12 protein-coding genes are annotated in these 16,478 nt (G+C 61.7%); 3 read left to right on the forward strand and 9 right to left on the reverse strand.

Annotated features, from left to right (window positions below):
* Positions 1-19: 19 nt before the first annotated feature.
* From NUW13_09475 to NUW13_09515, 9 genes are all read right to left on the reverse strand, one after another.
* Positions 20-1,651 (reverse strand): carbon starvation protein A, encoded by a 1,632-nt coding sequence (locus tag NUW13_09475; protein MCR4439251.1) that lies wholly within the window; start codon positions 1,649-1,651, stop codon positions 20-22.
* Between the two features lie 89 nt (positions 1,652-1,740).
* The gene (locus NUW13_09480) at positions 1,741-2,322 is read right to left on the reverse strand and encodes a LemA family protein (GenBank protein ID MCR4439252.1); all 582 of its coding nucleotides are present in this window, start codon (positions 2,320-2,322) and stop codon (positions 1,741-1,743) included.
* Between the two features lie 20 nt (positions 2,323-2,342).
* A complete protein-coding gene (locus tag NUW13_09485) occupies positions 2,343-3,065 on the reverse strand; it encodes a nucleotidyltransferase domain-containing protein (protein ID MCR4439253.1) in 723 nt (240 codons plus the stop codon).
* Positions 3,066-3,136: 71 nt separating this feature from the next.
* Positions 3,137-3,937 (reverse strand): TPM domain-containing protein, encoded by an 801-nt coding sequence (locus NUW13_09490; GenBank protein MCR4439254.1) that lies wholly within the window; start codon positions 3,935-3,937, stop codon positions 3,137-3,139.
* Positions 3,938-4,258, reverse strand: coding sequence for a hypothetical protein (locus NUW13_09495; GenBank protein MCR4439255.1), 321 nt, complete (start codon positions 4,256-4,258; stop codon positions 3,938-3,940).
* 34 nt (positions 4,259-4,292) lie between these two features.
* Positions 4,293-4,760 (reverse strand): response regulator, encoded by a 468-nt coding sequence (locus NUW13_09500; protein MCR4439256.1) that lies wholly within the window; start codon positions 4,758-4,760, stop codon positions 4,293-4,295.
* 216 nt (positions 4,761-4,976) lie between these two features.
* A complete protein-coding gene (locus tag NUW13_09505) occupies positions 4,977-5,714 on the reverse strand; it encodes a TonB family protein (GenBank protein ID MCR4439257.1) in 738 nt (245 codons plus the stop codon).
* Between the two features lie 482 nt (positions 5,715-6,196).
* Entirely contained in the window at positions 6,197-11,503 is a 5,307-nt protein-coding gene (locus tag NUW13_09510; protein MCR4439258.1) for an FG-GAP-like repeat-containing protein, read from the reverse strand.
* A gap of 233 nt (positions 11,504-11,736) precedes the next feature.
* Positions 11,737-12,960 carry a DegT/DnrJ/EryC1/StrS family aminotransferase gene (locus NUW13_09515; protein ID MCR4439259.1) on the reverse strand — a complete coding sequence of 408 codons (1,224 nt, stop codon included), beginning with the start codon at positions 12,958-12,960 and terminating at the stop codon, positions 11,737-11,739.
* Positions 12,961-13,429: 469 nt separating this feature from the next.
* Between NUW13_09515 and NUW13_09520 the strand changes: the two genes are divergently transcribed.
* From NUW13_09520 to NUW13_09530, 3 genes are all read left to right on the forward strand, one after another.
* Complete coding sequence (locus tag NUW13_09520; protein MCR4439260.1) at positions 13,430-13,984, forward strand: RNA polymerase sigma factor; 555 nt, start codon at positions 13,430-13,432, stop codon at positions 13,982-13,984.
* 316 nt (positions 13,985-14,300) lie between these two features.
* Positions 14,301-14,918 carry a HEAT repeat domain-containing protein gene (locus NUW13_09525; protein ID MCR4439261.1) on the forward strand — a complete coding sequence of 206 codons (618 nt, stop codon included), beginning with the start codon at positions 14,301-14,303 and terminating at the stop codon, positions 14,916-14,918.
* Positions 14,919-14,944: 26 nt separating this feature from the next.
* Positions 14,945-16,285, forward strand: a complete 1,341-nt coding sequence (locus tag NUW13_09530) for a DUF4097 domain-containing protein (protein MCR4439262.1) — start codon at positions 14,945-14,947, stop codon at positions 16,283-16,285.
* Positions 16,286-16,478 lie beyond the last annotated feature (193 nt).

The raw sequence follows: 16,478 nt of genomic DNA on the forward strand, positions 1-16,478 counted from the left end.
AGAGTGTTCGCCAGTCGTTTCACCTCTGCTCACTTTGCATAGCCGTCGCGCCACGAAGGCTGCGGACTGCCTGGTTGATCAGCAGCCCGGCTAAGCAAAGGAGCACAATGCCGACGGCCACCAGAAGGTAGTTGCCCCGCAAAACGTTCTTGTACACCAAGGAGGCTAACGCCGTCAGCGTCACCAGAAACATGAAGAACATCGGGTAGCGCACAAAAGCGTTGCGCCGGCCCGCTTTCGCTAACCAGACCGAGACCGCTAACAGGGCCAACGCGGCGAGCAACTGGTTGGCCGAACCGAACACCGGCCAAATGGCATCCGAGCCGCCGCTCGTTAAGAACACCCAGGCGGCCACCACGGTGACGGCGGTGCCTATGTAGCGATTCGTGACCCAGGGCAAAGCACGCCCCTGTTTGCGACTTTCGAAGAGTTCTTGGAAGACAAAACGGGCAAGCCTGGTGCTCGTGTCAAGCGAGGTCAAGACGAACGCAGAAACTCCGAGCGCCGCGAAGGTAGTTGCTGCATCAGCCTTCAAGCCAAGCAGAGGGATGCGGGCCATGAAATTGCCCACCCCCTCGGCAAAAATCTGCACAAAGCTCTTGGCCCCGTACAGCTGCTGAAGACGGCCCGAAGCCATGGTGGCCGCGGTGAGCAGCGCGACAATCGCCAGGAAGGACTCGATGAGCATCGCGCCATAGCCTATCAACTTGGCGTCGGTCTCCCTTGCCACCTGTTTGGCAGTCGTGCCCGAGGCCACCAGGGAATGGAAACCCGAGATGGCGCCACAGGCCACCGTCACAAACAGCACGGGGAAGAGGTATCCCAGCTCCGTGTGAAAATGGGTAAGCGCGCTCATGTTGACGTGCGGCCTGGCAAAGAAGATGCCCGCCGCACCGCCGACCAGAAGGGCATAAAGGAGATACGTGTTCAGATAATCACGGGGCTGCAGCAGGAACCACACAGGCAGGACGGCAGCGGCAAAGCAATAGGCCAGAAGCATGTAGCGCCACACCCCAGCCGGCAGTGCAAGCGGCCACTTCTGCCCCAGGTAGACGCAAAGGAACAGGAGCACAACCCCGACAACAGTACCAGCCAACAGCGGCACCCGTGCCCGGTAGATGGCCAAGCCAAAGCCAATGGCGAGCAGCATAAAGAGCAGGGAAGCCGTGGCCACCGACGGCACCTGCTCAAAAGTCTTGGCCACAAGCTGGGTAAAAACCGCGATGACCAGCAGGAGGGTCGACCACGAGAAAAGCAGGAACAGCAGCTTGCCATTTCTGCCGATGTGCTCCTCGATGACTTCGCCGATGGACTTGCCGCGATGGCGCAGGGAGGCCACGACCGCGCTAAAGTCGTGCACCGCACCCACAAAGATGCCACCGACCACAATCCACAGATACACCGGCAGCCACCCGAAGATGGACGCCATCACAGGGCCCACGATGGGGCCCGCACCGGCGATGGAGGCAAAGTGGTGTCCCAGCACCACGGGCGCGGGCGTGGGCACATAGTCGATCCCGTCGTTCATGGTCTGCGCTGGCGTCGCCCGCCCGGCGTCGATCCCCAACCTCTTGGCGACAAAGCCCCCATAGCCAAGGTAAGCAAGCACAAGCAGCACAACCCCGATCAACACGAGCCACAGGGCGCTCATTCTTCTTCCCTCGCGGTTCTCTTGGCAGGCACTGGCCCTCCCGCGCACACGCGACACCCGGGAGGGGAAAACGGCAATGTGGCGGCGAGCTACCGGCCGCCTCTGCCAAAGTCGACGCGAGGGGCTTCTCGCGCTGGGCTTACCGCCTCGAAGGTCTCCCGCACCTTAAAGTTGAACAGCCCGGCGATGATATTGGTGGGGAATCGCCTCACCATCGTGTTGAACTTTTGCACTACCTCGGTGTAGCGTCGCCGTTCCACGGCAATGCGGTTCTCGGTGCCCGCAAGTTCATCCTGCAACCGGATAAAGTTCTCGTTGGCCTTCAACTCCGGATAGCGCTCAACCACCACCAACAGGCGTGCCAAGGCCGAAGACAACTGGTCGTTGGCCTCGATGACCTCTTGCGGCCTTCGTGCCTGGCCGACTTTTGCCCGCGCCTCGGTCACCGCAATCAGTGTCTCCCGCTCATGGGCAGCGTATCCTTTGACGGTCTCCACCAGATTGGGGATGAGGTCATAACGCCTTTGGTACTGATTCTCCACCTGCGCCCACACAGCCTTGACCTCCTCGTCTGTGCTCACGAGCGCATTGTAGGTGGAGCAGCCGCGTAATCCCAGAAAAAGGATAACGACGATGATGACGATCAGGACTAGAGAGCCAGTCTTACGCATTGTCTCCTCCTCTTGCATGGCTACATTGCGTCGACGGTGAGTGCCAGTCTTCTCACTTCCCAGGCAAACTGCTGCGCCAGACGGTCGAGTGTCTGGCGGCTGAGCTTTTCGCCGCTCCAGACGCGCAAGAGCTGGGAAAACACCGCGGCGTCCAGCCCGAATGCTTCCACCCCTTTGGCAATCACCTCCGTTCTGCTCCTCGGCACTTCCATGTCTTTGAGCACCAGCAGCGCCTCGAACAGCGGCACAAATGCGGTCAATGACCGGCGGATGAGCCCGGCCAGGAGATCACGTCGCCCCGCCGTGGCCAAATAGGCCTCGCGCAGATGGAGCAGTTTCCCCTTCACCTCACGCTCGCACTGCAGGCGGAGGAGCTTTCTGTCTATCTCCACCTGCTGCAGCGGATCCTCTCCGAACACGACTCTATGATGTTGCTTCAGCGAGAGAAACTCCATGGGAAAGCTGTCCAGCGAAGAGGCTATATACTCGGGAGTCATGAACAGAGGGGGGCTCACGTTTCTCTTCCGCCACTTGGTGACAACTGGTAGGGCCTTGCCAATCTCTTTCATGCCCTCCTCGCTGAGGACGACGAGGAAGTTGATGTCCGAGCGCTTGCGCACATACTCGCCGCGCGCCCCGCTGCCGTAAAGAACGATAGAGATGAGCTGTTCGCCAAAGAGGGCACGATAATCCGCAACAAAGGCCTCGAATATTTCCTCTGGTGTGTGCGGTACTTTACCCATTCCAAACCTCCACAAAGGTCGGCTTCGCCTGAGGGGTAATGCGGCGCTCGTGCATCGGCGTGCCCGTCATCCTAATAGCCACCTCCTGCTCCTCCCCCGCCGCTTGCGCCACCGCCAAAGCCACCGAAGCCCCCACCAAAGCCACCCCCGAAACCACCGCCGAACCCGCCTCCCCAACCCCCTCCACGCCTGGGCGAACCGAAGAGGGAGCTAAAGACCAGGAAGGGGAACAGACCGCCGCCCATTCTGCTGAACAGCAGCACCATGAACACAACGAAAAGAATGGTGCACAGGGGAATTCCCGTGCGGGCAGCTGGACGCGATCCACCTGCGGTGTTCACCGCCTCATCGAGGTTTAGGGTCACCCCGTATTCCTGAGCAATGAGCTGGGCTGCGGCAACGGTGCCAGCCAGCAGCCCTTTGCCGTACTCCCCGCGCTGCAAGAAGGGCCTAATCTGTTGGCGATAGATGTCGCCGGCACGCGCGTCGTTGATCGCCCCCTCTAAGCCATAGCCGACCTCGATCCAGATCTTGCGCTCGGCCACTGTGTTGAAGATGAGCAGACCGTGGTCCTGCTCCTTGCCGCCGATGCCCCATGCCTCAAACAGGCGATTGGCATAGTCCTGGTAGTTGTAGTCGCCGACGCTGGGCATGGTCACTACGGCAATTTCGGCGCCGGTCTTGCGTTTCACCTCCTCGCACACAGCGGTGATGCGCGCCTCATACTCCGGCTCGATGACATTGGCAAAGTCGTTCACATAACCTCGGGGCTGTGGGAACTGCTGTGCCCCCACACGCTCAGTGCCCGCGCAGAAGAAGAGCGCAAGGAGACCTACGACACCGCCTCGTTTCAACCTCTGGTACAGTTCCACTCACCGCTCCGTGTCGATGCGCACCTTCTTCCAGCGCCAGCCGAACAGCCAGGTGCCCAGTCGCCGTGTCACCCGTGTCTTGCTCATCAGTCGCTTGAGCCCCACCGCCCTCCGTCCTTTGACCACATGTGGGCTTTCTGCCGTGGGCGTGTCGCCCCAGGCAAGGTTTCTGCTTTCCTCATCCAGAAGTTCCTCCACCGTCACCACTCCCTTGCGCAGCAGCAGATTCACCACCGTGCGCAGGGAGATAGTGTCGGCCAGGGGGAAATCGACCTCCTGGCTGGCGGGTCGCCGAGCTTCTGGGTCTACTTCGTGGCTCATGTTTGTCTCTCGCAGGCTCGTAGGCAGGGTTGCCTTAACGGAGGAGCTTCGCCAGGATAATGCCGAGGATCAACCACAGGGGGATGCTGACAATAAGTGCCCAGTTGAGCCCGCGCAACATGGGGATGGCCTTGAGCTGGCTCTTGCGCTCCAGGCCGCGCTCGATTCTGAGTTTGAGCTCTTCCAGGTTCACTGGCTTGACGAGATAGTCGTACGCCCCCTCGCGCATGGCGCGAATTGCCGAGTCCAGAGAAGGGTAGGCCGTCAGCAGGATGACCACCGCGTGCCGGTCGAGACTCATGATCTCCTTGAGCAACTGCAGGCCGTCCATCTCCGGCATCTTCATGTCGGTGACTACCGCGTCGATCGGGTACTCCTGGTACTTCTGCAGCCCTTCGCGCCCGTCCCGTGCCACGATCGGATTGTAGCCCCACCTCTTCATGACCTGGGGCAGAACGTCCAAGATGTCCTGTTCGTCATCAACGATGAGGATGTTGCTCATTGCCGTCGTACCTTTCGCTCTGCTCCACTGGTCCGCTCATGCGGGAGCGTCCGGTAGCTGCCTCCTACTTCTCCTGCCAAAGAGGCACCAATAATTCAGGTCGCTTGCAATATAGCCCTTTTTTGCCAGTTATGCAAGTCAAAAAACGCGGTATATGGCACGAAAAAAGGCGAGCACCCGTTTGCTCGCCTTTACAAATTCCGCATGTGTGCCGGACTATCTGTTCTCCACCCCGAACGTGTAGCGTTGCCGATAGGTGTGCGGTCCTTCGCCGGGGGCACAACGCCCAAAGTCCGTCCAGCGCAGCAGGCAATTGACCAGAGAGCACCCAAGCTCTGGGTCCCCGAGCGTCGACTCCACCACCTCCACGCTCGTCACGTGCCCCTCCGGCGATACCACGAAGCGCAGGTCGATAGACCCCTCGAGGCTCGGGTTGATCTTGACCCGCTGCCGGTAGCAGTCCTGGATTTCCTGATTGTGGCGTGCCAAGACCTCTGCGATGCGCGCCGGAGATCGCACATCCACCGGCACGGACGCGTCGTCGCCCTGTGCACGTCGCATCGGGAACCGCTCAGGGCGCGCCAGGCTTCCGTTGCGTACCTCCGCGATCCAACTGCCATCGCCTTCCTGGGGACCCTCCGTTTTCCCGGTGCCCCCCGTCACCTTTCGCGGTGGTGCCTCCTGGGAAGAAGCAACACCCTCAGCCTCGCGCCCCTTCTGGGGCTGTGCCTCTACAGAGCCGCTGACGGGCTCGGGGTTCCTGTGCGTCGTCGCGACCTCACTGCTGGCGGGGATGGCCGGTTCATCGTACTGCTGGGCCGCAGCCACCTCCGGACCGGGCACTTGCGGAGTCAGTCGCCTTTCATCGCCTTCCCGGCCGCGTCGTGTCTGCCCTGCCAGCAGGACGGCGGCACACCCTATTGCCAGGCACCACTTTGCCACCTTTCGTACCACAGTCCCGACACCTCCCTTCACCTTCCCACCGTGACAGGTTTGTGGCCTTCAGGGACCGCCCCGCGCAGTCCCTCCTGCTTCTGCCCCGAGTTCCACGAAACCGCCCCCCGATATACCCCTGTTCTTTCTCCAAGGTGCATCGGCTTTTCCCTTTCTTGGTGGCGGCTACCTTCCTTCTTCCGGAGCGCTCGCAGGACCGAGCGCATCTCCCCATGGCCAAGCAGGAATTGTGCAAATATTCGACTTGTTCTCAGAACGAGACACACCGCCTCCGCCTTGGGCGTGAGACGGCCTCGCACCCATTTTGGTTGTGCCAATTTACAACAATTCTCGAAGAAGTCAAGGGGAATTTTCGGCAGATTGTGCCGGACTCTCAGGCTGGCTGCTGTTCGCGCTTGCTGTTGTTCACTTCCTGAACAAACGGGTGCCACCGCGCAGCAGGGCCACAGCCGGGCGCATGCCGCTGCGCGGTGGCGAATTGTCTACTTGGCCAGCAGAAGCTTGACCTTCTGCACTTGTCCAGCGTGCGAGAGCGCGGCGACGTAAACGCCGCTTCCCAGCGGCTCTCCACGACCGTCTCGGCCGTCCCACACCACCTTGTGGCGACCGGCCGTCTGCATCTGGTCGCAGAGCTCGGCAATGAGCTGGCCCCTCACGTTGTAAATCGCCAGCCTCACCCAGCCAGCCGCGGGCAGCAGGTACTCCAACACCGTCTCCGGATTGAACGGGTTCGGATAGTTCTGCAGAAGCTCAAGCCGCTGCGGGATGGCGGTGTCGGCTACCTGCACGGCACTCTTCTTGCGTGCCGCGAGGGTGAGATAACACAGCTGTTTTGTTCTGACATACAGCTTGTACTCGCTTGCCGCCACCACGGGCATCCGTGACCACACCCCCTGTCGGCTGGAGTAGCGGTAGCAGGGGATGTCGATGGCCCTTGCTACGCCCGCCTCACTGAGCTGGTAGGCGGAGAACTCGATGGCCACGGTGATCGAATCGGTAAACTCCAGACCTTCCGGGCCGAGGTAGTGGTACAGGTCGATCACCTTGAGGCTCTCCGGCAATGCCGGCGGATGCCAGATGAAGCCCACCTCGATGGGCACCGGCGCGGCCAAGGCACCGGACGGGATATGCAATTCAGTTCCGGTCTGTTCCGAGACGACCTCGCCGCCAAGCTGAGTGACCGTCTTTCTGACCATCACAAAGGCAGTATCCTCGCATGCCAAAAAGCTGAGGGTGGTGTCCAGCCGACCCAGGTGATACCCGAGGTCGGAGCACCTGACGTGGACGGTGACCGGCGCATTTCTGGCGTACGGGACACGCGGGCGGTAGTCCACCGTGTATCTGTCCCCGACCATGAGGGCCGAAACCCTGCCATTGGTCTGGTCAACCCCAGCGCGCAGCACCGCAAGGCCATCCACCTCTACGTCCAAGGAGCTCGCATCAATGCCACCGGTCCGCCCTTGGAGGGCCAAGTACACGGAGGCGTTTCTCGGCACGCCGACGGCCCCCGTCGCGGGGTAGGAGCACACCAGAAGGGGTGGTGCGTACTGGCCGACACCGAAGTTGGCGGTCACCGCCATCGGCCCATCCATGAAGACTATCGCCGGGTTTTGTGCGCCTTGCAAGTCATCCGTCCATCCCCAGAACGCATAGCCTCCTCCCTGGTTCGGCGAAGCGGCGACGGAAACTTGGCTCCCAGCGCCAAACCACTCTCCCGGAGGTGCCGGGGTAACGCTGCCACCCTCAGGCGGATTGCTCCGCGTAGTCAAGTAGTGCTGCAGCAGGAAAGTGGCCACATAGGCAGAGACATCGTTGACCACTACCTCATGACTCTGTTCGCCCCCGTCGCTCCACGATTGGAAAACGTACCGCGTGCCGGAGGCTACGCTCTGCGGCGAGGGCGCGGCGATTGTGTGCCGGCTTCCGGTCGGCCAGGAGAAGCTCTGCGGCGCAACGTACGAGGCACCGTCGACCACAATCTCTCGACCTTCCGGCACGGTGCTGAGGAGAATCTGCCTCAGCACGGCAAAGTTCGCGGTGATATTCAGTGGGCGGTTCACCACCACGGTGGCTGGATTCGTGAGGCCCACGAGGTCACCCGACCAGCCGCCCCAGACGTACCCCTGGTTTGGCGTCGCGGCAAGCACCACGGTGGTACCTTGCGCATACCACCCGCCTGGTGGCGCAGGCACCAGCGTCCCGCCGGCCTCCGGCGATCTGGCCAGGCTCAGGTAGTACTCCGTGGCAAAGCGGGCAGTGTAGAGCGCTTCTCCCGCCACGACCACGTTATGGCTCTGCGCACCACCATCACTCCAACTGGAGAACAGGTAGCGTACACCAGGGGCTCCTGCCTGCGGTGACTGCACCGCAATCGTATGGGTTGAACCGACCGCCCACGCAAAATCCGCGGGCGCGGCGTAAGAGACGCCATCTACCACGACGGTCAGCCCGGTTGGGTCGGTGGTTATCCGCACGTGACCAGGAGGTGTAAAGTTTGCGGTGACGCTCTTGGGAGCGTTCATGGTCAGCGAAGTCGGATTGGCACTGCCAGAGAGCGCACCCGACCAGCTCGCAAAGGTGTAACCGCCGCCGCCGTTGGGTGTGGCACTCACCGTGACCACCGCCATGCTGTCGCACCAGAGGCCCGGTGGCTCAGGCACCATGCTCCCGCCGCCAGCCGGACTGACCGCAGTGGTCAGGCGGTATTGGGTCTTCCACAGGGCGGTCTCGGTGATGGGATTGTTCACCGCCACACTCGCCAGCGTGTCCGTGCCGGTGTAAGAGCCTGCCCCGGTGCCCGTCCACCGCACAAATGCCCGGCGCACGCCGCCGTTAACGATAACCACACCCGGCGCTACTCCGAACTGCGCCGTGCTGCCCTGGGGATACCAGCCCTGGCCGGAAGGCGTGCCATAAGGCGAGGTCACACTCAGATAGTGCTCCGTGGCCCAGGAAGCGACCACGCTCTTTGGCGCGTCCATGCGCAAGGAGTCGGCAGCATTGGCGCCACTGTAGTCTCCTGACCAGCCGGTGAACACATGGCGAGTGGCGCCATGCACCTCAGGCGTGGTGACGCCAAAACGCGCCATCGAGCCTGCATCGTACCACCCCTGCCCTGCGGGCGAACCATGAGGTGAGGCAACCGCCAGGTAGTACTGAGTACGCCAGTTTGCCTGTTCCTGAATGGGGTTGTTCATGACCACGGTGGCGACCGCGTTCGGCCCAGTGTAGGAACCGGCGCCACTCCCCGTCCAACCAAGCAAGAGGCGCCTGGTGCCCGGAGCGCTGGTGTCTGGCGTAGTCACGCCGAATGTAGCTGAACTCCCGGCAGCATACCATCCGGCGCCAAACGGAGCACCGTAGGAGGACACGATGGTCAGCTCATGCTCCGTCACAAACTGGGCAGTCAGCGTCTGGTTCGAAGCGGGCACAGTTATCGCATGAGCCTGCGCCCCTCCGTCGCTCCAGGCGTTGAATACATGCCGTGTACCAACTCCCGCTTGCTGCGGAGACGGGGCCGACAGCGTGTGAGAGGAGCCGCGAATCCAGGTAAACATCTGCGGCGCAACGTACGGCTGGCCGTCCACCACCACTTCCAGCCCTGGCGGCGTAGTGGCCACCGTAATCTGCTGGGTGAAAACCGAAATGACCAGATTCAACGAGTCCACCGCCGCTGTGGAGAAAACCATCGAGCCTCTCCCATAGCCGGCGCCACCATCTCGCACCTCCACGAGAAGGGTCTCACCAGGCGCCCACGTATGCGGAAAGTTCTCGCACTGAATCCAATAGGTCCCTCCGCTATAGCCGCAGCCGGCCGAACTCTGGGTGAGCACCTCACTGGGGTAGTTCGTCTTGAACGCAGCGAACGTGGCGGTCGGCGGAATGCTGCCGTCCGGGTAGCGCACTTTGCCTGCAACCCTGTGCGGCGTGATCGTCGCGGTAAACTCGACGGCAGCCCCTGGCACCGCAGCACAGGTGGCGCGCACCGTTTGCGTCAGGCCCACGCTCCCCATGACGAAGTGAGCCGAGGCAATACCCTCGCGGTCAGTGGAAACGGGCTGCCACTCGAGAAAACGTCCGTTGCCGGTGAGCACCGTGAAGGTAACCTCTGCCCCAGCCACCTTCTTGCCATATTGGTCAGTGACCTTAACTCGGAAAGGCGCAGGCAGCAGGATGTTCCCTGGCCCTTGCTGGCCATTACCATCTACCAACTGGAGCTGCGCCGGCTTGGTGAAGTACAACTTAGTGTTTGCGGGAATACTGCGCGCCCGCAGCGTTGTGCTATCCAGCATCACAATTTTGACATCGACCGTGTCGCGTTGCGCCAGGCCAAAGTGCAGAACGTAGTCGTCCTGGCAGAGGTAGCCGTAGGCGCTGATCATCTGTCGATAGCCGACCAGGTGGCCCATGTCGTCGCAATAGCCCTTGTCAAACACCCACACTTTCGTGCCGATGCCCCCCTTGTCCCCCTTCGGGCCGCGGCCATACACCTTGAGCCAGCGGTTGGTGGTCTGGGTGTCGTTGCGCAGCAGACGATTGGAGTAGTTCGCGTTGGCACCCTTGTTGGCGTCAGCAAAGTAGATGTCAAGGTCGCCGTCGCCATCCACGTCACAGACCGCCCCGCCACGGGGGTCGTAGGCGTAAAGCTCGGCACCGGTGTTTGATAGGGAGACGAAACTACCGCCGTCATTGCGGTAGAAGAGACAGCGATTCGGTGAACTCTCGCTGCCATAGTGCTGCGGGATGTAAAGGTCAAGGTCGCCGTCATTGTCGGCGTCGAAGGCCAAGACGCTGTAGCCCCTCCCAGCGATGTTCAGCGTGTTGGTGACGTCATCAAAATAGCCGTCGCCGCGATTGCGGTACACGAACACCTTACCTAAGTACCGGTTCTGGCCTATGACAAAGAGGTCCAGATCGCCATCGTTGTCATAGTCGACGAAGGTGGCGCCGTCGTTCCAGAAGGAGCCACGCACCCCCCGCTCCCCGGCTTGCTCGGTGAAAGTGTTATCGCCATTGTTGATGAAGAGGAGGTTGCACGCCGCGCCCCAGCGACCACCGTGAGTATCATCGCGCCTGCAGATGTAGACATCGATGTCGCCGTCATTGTCCACGTCGGCTGCCGTCACCCCTTGCTGGCCGAAGCCATCCTGGGTCACATTCTTGAGGCCCCAGTCCACCAGTTGGAAGGTGCCATTCTTCTGATTAGTGTAGAATTCATTGGGTTCGGCCTGGTTATCCGGCAGTCCGGCCCCCACGCAATACAAATCAAGGTAGCCGTCCTTGTTGGCGTCAAAAGCCACCACGCCCCGCGTGCTATAGGGCCAGTCCTTCAAACCTGCCGAAACGGTGATGTCGTCGAAGTAGGCGTTGCCCCTGTTGCGGTAGAGCCGATTCCGGGCGGTCGTGTTGCCGTTGTACACGTCCCAATCGTCATCGTTGTCCAAATCGAAGAAGACGATTCCATGGCTGCCGATGCCGTAGGAGTCATAGAGCCCACGTCGCGAGGCTTCCTCCGTGTAGGCCGACCCGGATTTGCTGATGTACAGCACCTCCGGGTAAGAGGAGCTACCCTCGTCCGCCTGGGAGACATAGATCTCCGGCAGACCATCGCCGTTAATGTCGGCCATGGCCACCCCGTGCCCGTACACGGACACGCCATTGACCAGGTAGCCCTTGACCGCTTTGGCCGCGGTAATGTCGGTAAAGCGGATCTGCTGCGCGCCGGCCCCAGCTACCCAGGCACAGAGCAGAATTGCCCCCGCCTTCAGCAAACGGCTCTTGGAGTCCATCCCTTCCTGCCTTCCGAACCTCATCCAGAAACGTACTTCGCCACGCTCTCGCGGGCGCGCGACAGGGATAGAATCGGGGGAAGCCTGTCAGCTTCCCCTGCCTGCTGTGTTTATACCCGCAGCCGTGGCCGCTGCGGAAACTGTCGCTGGTAGGCAGAGGTGCGATGTACTATGGACGTGGCGGACAAGTCGGGCGTGCCGCTCCGCAGAACGGCACGCCCTCGTGGAATGGCTCAGAGTTCCTGGGCGTTAGCCTTGATCTTCGCGATGGCCTCGACGATATCGTCCATGTCCTGCTGCGTGCCCAACAACATGTTCTGCGTGAACCACACGGCTTCTTCATAGCAGGCGCGATCGGTGACCGGTGTTTTCACCTTGCTGTAGTCGACGGGCAGGGGGATGCTCTTGCCGCGCGGGCCGAATGATTTCCTCAGGAAGACTGGTTGGGCATTGAGCGGCAGCGAATAGCCAGGGCTGCAGGGGATCCCTTCCTTGCGCAGTGCCTCGATGAACCGCCCCTTGGGCGCTCCGCCGAACTCCTCCTTGCGGTAGCGGAAGATGTAGAGATGATGGGACTGGCGCGTTGCCTTGGGCGGGTTGGCCAACGGCTCCACGCCGGGAATCTTGCTCAGCTGCTCGTCAAGGTAGGAAGCGTTCTCGTGGCGAATTGCCTGCAGCTGGTCGAAGCGCCCCAACTGCGCCAAGAGGACGGCGGCCTGGAATTCCGTCATCCGCGAGTTGCCACCGTAGTAGAAATGTTCGTACCACTGGCCGTCGGCGCTGCGCCCGCAGTTGGAGTGGGCGCGGGCCATCTTGTCCACCTCGGGGTCGTTGGTGGTAATCATCCCCCCTTCACCGGCATTGATGTTCTTTGACGATTGGAAGCTAAGGGCCCCGGCATCACCGATGGCACCAACGCGGTGGCCGTCCCACTCCGTGCCCCACGCCTGACAGGCGTCTTCCACCACCTTCAGGCCATGCGTGCGCGCAAAAGCCATGATGCGGTCCATGTCTGCCGGTCGACCGGCAAAGTGCACAGGCATGAGGGCCGCCGTGCGAGGCGTGAGGTGTTCGGCAAGCACCTCCGGGTCCATGTTGTACGTGTCGGGCTCCACGTCGACGAACACCGGCACAGCCCCCGCCTCCAGCACTGCAGTAGCCGAGGCGATGAAAGTGTAGTTGGGCACCAGGACCTCCTGCCCACTTTCCACGCCCACCGCCATCAAGGCCAGACGCAGCGCTGTGGTGCCGCTGTTCACGCAGGTGCCGAAACGCGCCTGCTGGTAGGCGGCAAACTTCTGCTCAAACTCCTTGACCTTGGTACCAGCCAGCGAGCCCCACTTGCCACTCTTGACGACCTCCGTGAGGTTGGCAATCTCTTCGTCCCCCCAAACTGGCCATTTCGGAAAAGGCTTTTCCCGCACCGGGGTCCCACCGTGCAACGCAAGTCTTGCCATAGCCATACTCCTCAGTGTCTTGATGAAACCGCAAGCGTCTCTCGGCAGAAACGTTTGCGCGAAATATAGGGAAAATCGTCCACACCGGCAAGCACTATTTGCTCCCTCCGGTCGCGCCGGAATCGGCTTGCTTTTCAGGCGCCCTTTGGCTACATTTTCAGCAAAGCGATGGCCGGGTGAGTCAAGAGAGCGGGTGCGTGCTCCTCAGTGACCGGCTTATCCGCAGGGCGACCAGTTGGCTGGCGGAGGGAACGATCTGCGGCTGCGGTACACCCCCGGCAAAGGGGGTGGGCGCACAGTGTCCGCACCAAACATGTCGAGTCTGTCCAGCATCGGCGGCGGAATGCCGCCAGCCGCGTGCCTGTGGTGTGGCGGCCAGACGCAGGCCGGACAAACCCATCCCTGCGAAAATCTTTGCAAACCTTTTGCCGCTGGCTGTGTCTAAGAATGCAGAAAGCGAAGGAACTCCATGGACAGCGAAGAGAGCGCACTCATCCGCAAGGCGCAACAGGGCGAGCGCCAGGCGTTCGACCAGATAGTGCGACGCTATGACCAGCGCGTGCTGCGACTGGCGTACGACATATGCGGAAACTTGGAGGACGCCAAAGACATCTACCAGGAGGTCTTCTTGCGGGTGTTCCGCCAGATCGCCGGCTTTCGCTTTCAGAGTGAGTTCACCACCTGGCTCTACCGGGTTACCCTCAACTGCGCCATTAGCTACCGCAGGCGCCGACGGCCGCCCGCTCCTTCGCTTGAGACCTGGGAAGGGGCCAAGTCCCTGGTGCACCGGGGATCGGACCCCCAGCAAGAGGCAGAGGGGGTGGACTTCAGGATGCAACTGGAACATGCCCTCGGCTCTCTTTCACCCAAAGAAAGGTCGGTGTTTGTGCTTCGCCACTATCACGGTCACAAACTGACGGAAATTGCCGAGATTCTGGACACGAAAATAGGGACGGTGAAGAACTACCTGTTTCGTGCGACGCAGAAGATCCGGCAACAGCTGGTCAGTTACCCTCGCGACTGAGGAGAAAAGGACGCGCTGAGCCATGAAACCATGCCGAAAATACCGCCGACTGCTTGCTCTCCATGCCTCAGGCGATCTGTCCCCCAAGGAAGAAAAGCTCCTGCGTCTTCACGTGCAGGCATGTCCGGCGTGTGCAGCCGAAATGGAGGAGTTGCGAGTCCTTGTTGGCCGCTTCCAGGAACGCAATGGCCTGCAAGTCGAGCAAACCTTGCTGGACGAGTGCCGCGCAGAGCTAGGGGATCGACTTCGCATGCAGCGCCTCATGGAGACTCGCCGCCTGGCATGGGGAGCGCCTTGGCGTGGCTGGCGGCCCGCCATGAGAGTGGCAGCTGCCGTTTGCCTCCTGCTGGCAGGCGTATTCGTAGGGCGCTATCTCCTCCCCTCGCAACCGCGCTCCTTGGCCGAGGCGCCCCTGTTGGAGCGAAGTGAGTTAGATGTTCGCGGCTTCTCGTACGATCCCGAATCTGGGCAGGTTGAGGTACAGCTCGGCGACCGGGTGCTGCGGGGAGCCCCTTCTGATCCGCGCATTCGGGCACTCCTGGTGCACACGCTCACGGAGGCGGGGAACCCTGGCCTGCGGCTGCGCACAGTGAAAGCACTCGCCTCGCCCCCTCTTGGCGACGAAGAGGTGGAGGCCGCCTTGATTGTTGCTCTGGAAAAGGACCCAAACACCGGAGTGCGGCTCCAGGCGATCAGGGTGCTCAGAGACTTTCCTTTGAGCAGGCCCATCAAACAGGCGCTTATCCGGGTACTGCTCACCGACCGCAATCCCAGCCTTCGTAAGGAGGCGATTGACGCGTTGAGCAGGCGTGCCTTTGACCCCGACATTGCCCCAACCCTGAGCGGGTTGGCAAAGAGCGATACGAGCGCCTACGTGCGCCGCAAGGCCGGCAAGGCCTTGGAGCGACGGGAGACGTCGCCCACCAGTCGTTAGAACCAGAAAGCACAGGAGAATCGACCATGAAACCACATCCGCAGCGCTTTGTCGTGGCTGCCCTTCTGCTCTGCCTGGCCTTGACGGTCATACCCCGTGCTTCCATGGGCCAGAAGCTGAGTAAGCAAGGGCGACGTTGGGTGGCCGAAATCGAGACTACGTTTGCTGTCCAGCCTGGCGGGCAGCTGAGAATGCACGACATCAGCGGTGACGTCGGCGTCCGCACCTGGGACAAGCCGGAGGTCTACATCCTTGAGCGCCGGCGGATGGACGTCTTCACCAAGGAAGAAGCTGAGGAGGCCCTCAAGCGCGCCAAAGTCGGCTACCGCCACGTGGGAAACACCGTCGAGGTGGACGGCAGCGAGTTCCTGCGCCGCTGGATGGAGAGCAGCTTCGAGGTGCACGTGCCGGTGCGCTTTGACGTCGAGGTCAGAACCAGCGGAGGAGACCTGGCGCTGAGCGACCTCAAGGGGACCATCAAGCTCAGAACTGCCGGCGGTGACATTGCGGTGCGGCAGACCGTCGGCGATGCCGAGCTCAGCACCTCCGGGGGCGACATCACCATTGATGGCAACGACGGCGTACTGAGCGCCTCCACGGCAGGGGGAGATATTCGCGCCCTGCGCATCACGCAACGGGCAAAGCTCACCACCTCAGGCGGCAACATCGAGCTGGGCGAGATCGGCGGCACGGTGGAGGCCTCCACGGCCGGGGGCGACATCGTCGTGCGCGACTGCAAGGGGAGTGCGCGCGTCAAGACCTCCGGTGGGGACATCACCCTGGTCAACGTGGGCGGCGAAGCGGATGCTACCACTTCGGGCGGCGATATTGAAGTTCGTGGCTCCACAGGAGCGGTCAAGGCCTCTACCTCGGGCGGCGATGTGGTCCTCTTCGACATCGGCGGGCCGATCAGCGCCAAGACCGCTGGCGGCGACATCCGCTCTCAAGGGGTCAAAGGCGGAGTCCAGGCGAGCACCTCTGGCGGGGACATCAACCTGCGGGGAGTGCAGGGCTTCATCGAGGCCTCCACCGCAGGCGGCGACATCTACGGCGAAATGACGCTGGCCGACTTTTCCCAGGATCACCATGTGCGCATGAAGACCTCCGGGGGAGAGGTGACGCTGGTCATCCCTGAACGCTTGCCTGCATCTGTGCATGCCGTGCTGAAGATCACCGATCGGGCCACGGACAAATACGAGATTCTCTCCGATTTTGCGCTGACCATCAAAGAGGAACAGGGTACCGAGTGGGGTCGACGGATCGCGAAGGCGATCATCGCCACCGGTGAGCTCAACGGCGGGGGAGACCCCATCGAGATCGAGACTACCAACGGCAACATTCGCCTCAAGAAGCTGCGCAAGCCTTAGGGAATGCCGCTGAGGGCGGGGCACCACCTTGCCCTGCCCTCACCGCCGGGGTTCGCTAACTTGCCGCCGATGCGACCCCAATAGCATTCGCGCTGCCCGGAAGCCGTCGTCCGAGCAAAGATATGGCGCGGAACCCTTCCTCTCCACTGCAGGCGTCGCCGGCAAGAGTGCTGCCACGCAGCAGTACCTGAGC

The sequence above is a fragment of the candidate division KSB1 bacterium genome, assembly GCA_024655945.1.
In the GTDB taxonomy this organism is placed as follows: domain Bacteria; phylum Zhuqueibacterota; class Zhuqueibacteria; order JANLFK01; family Oleimicrobiaceae; genus Oleimicrobium.

Coding starts and splice junctions, on each gene's coding strand:
- NUW13_09510 (MCR4439258.1), bottom strand. CDS start 11,503: ATGGACTCCAAGAGCCGTTTGCTGAAGGCGGGGGCAATTCTGCTCTGT.
- NUW13_09520 (MCR4439260.1), top strand. CDS start 13,430: ATGGACAGCGAAGAGAGCGCACTCATCCGCAAGGCGCAACAGGGCGAG.
- NUW13_09500 (MCR4439256.1), bottom strand. CDS start 4,760: ATGAGCAACATCCTCATCGTTGATGACGAACAGGACATCTTGGACGTT.
- NUW13_09475 (MCR4439251.1), bottom strand. CDS start 1,651: ATGAGCGCCCTGTGGCTCGTGTTGATCGGGGTTGTGCTGCTTGTGCTT.
- NUW13_09515 (MCR4439259.1), bottom strand. CDS start 12,960: ATGGCAAGACTTGCGTTGCACGGTGGGACCCCGGTGCGGGAAAAGCCT.
- NUW13_09485 (MCR4439253.1), bottom strand. CDS start 3,065: ATGGGTAAAGTACCGCACACACCAGAGGAAATATTCGAGGCCTTTGTT.
- NUW13_09530 (MCR4439262.1), top strand. CDS start 14,945: ATGAAACCACATCCGCAGCGCTTTGTCGTGGCTGCCCTTCTGCTCTGC.
- NUW13_09495 (MCR4439255.1), bottom strand. CDS start 4,258: ATGAGCCACGAAGTAGACCCAGAAGCTCGGCGACCCGCCAGCCAGGAG.
- NUW13_09480 (MCR4439252.1), bottom strand. CDS start 2,322: ATGCGTAAGACTGGCTCTCTAGTCCTGATCGTCATCATCGTCGTTATC.
- NUW13_09525 (MCR4439261.1), top strand. CDS start 14,301: ATGAGAGTGGCAGCTGCCGTTTGCCTCCTGCTGGCAGGCGTATTCGTA.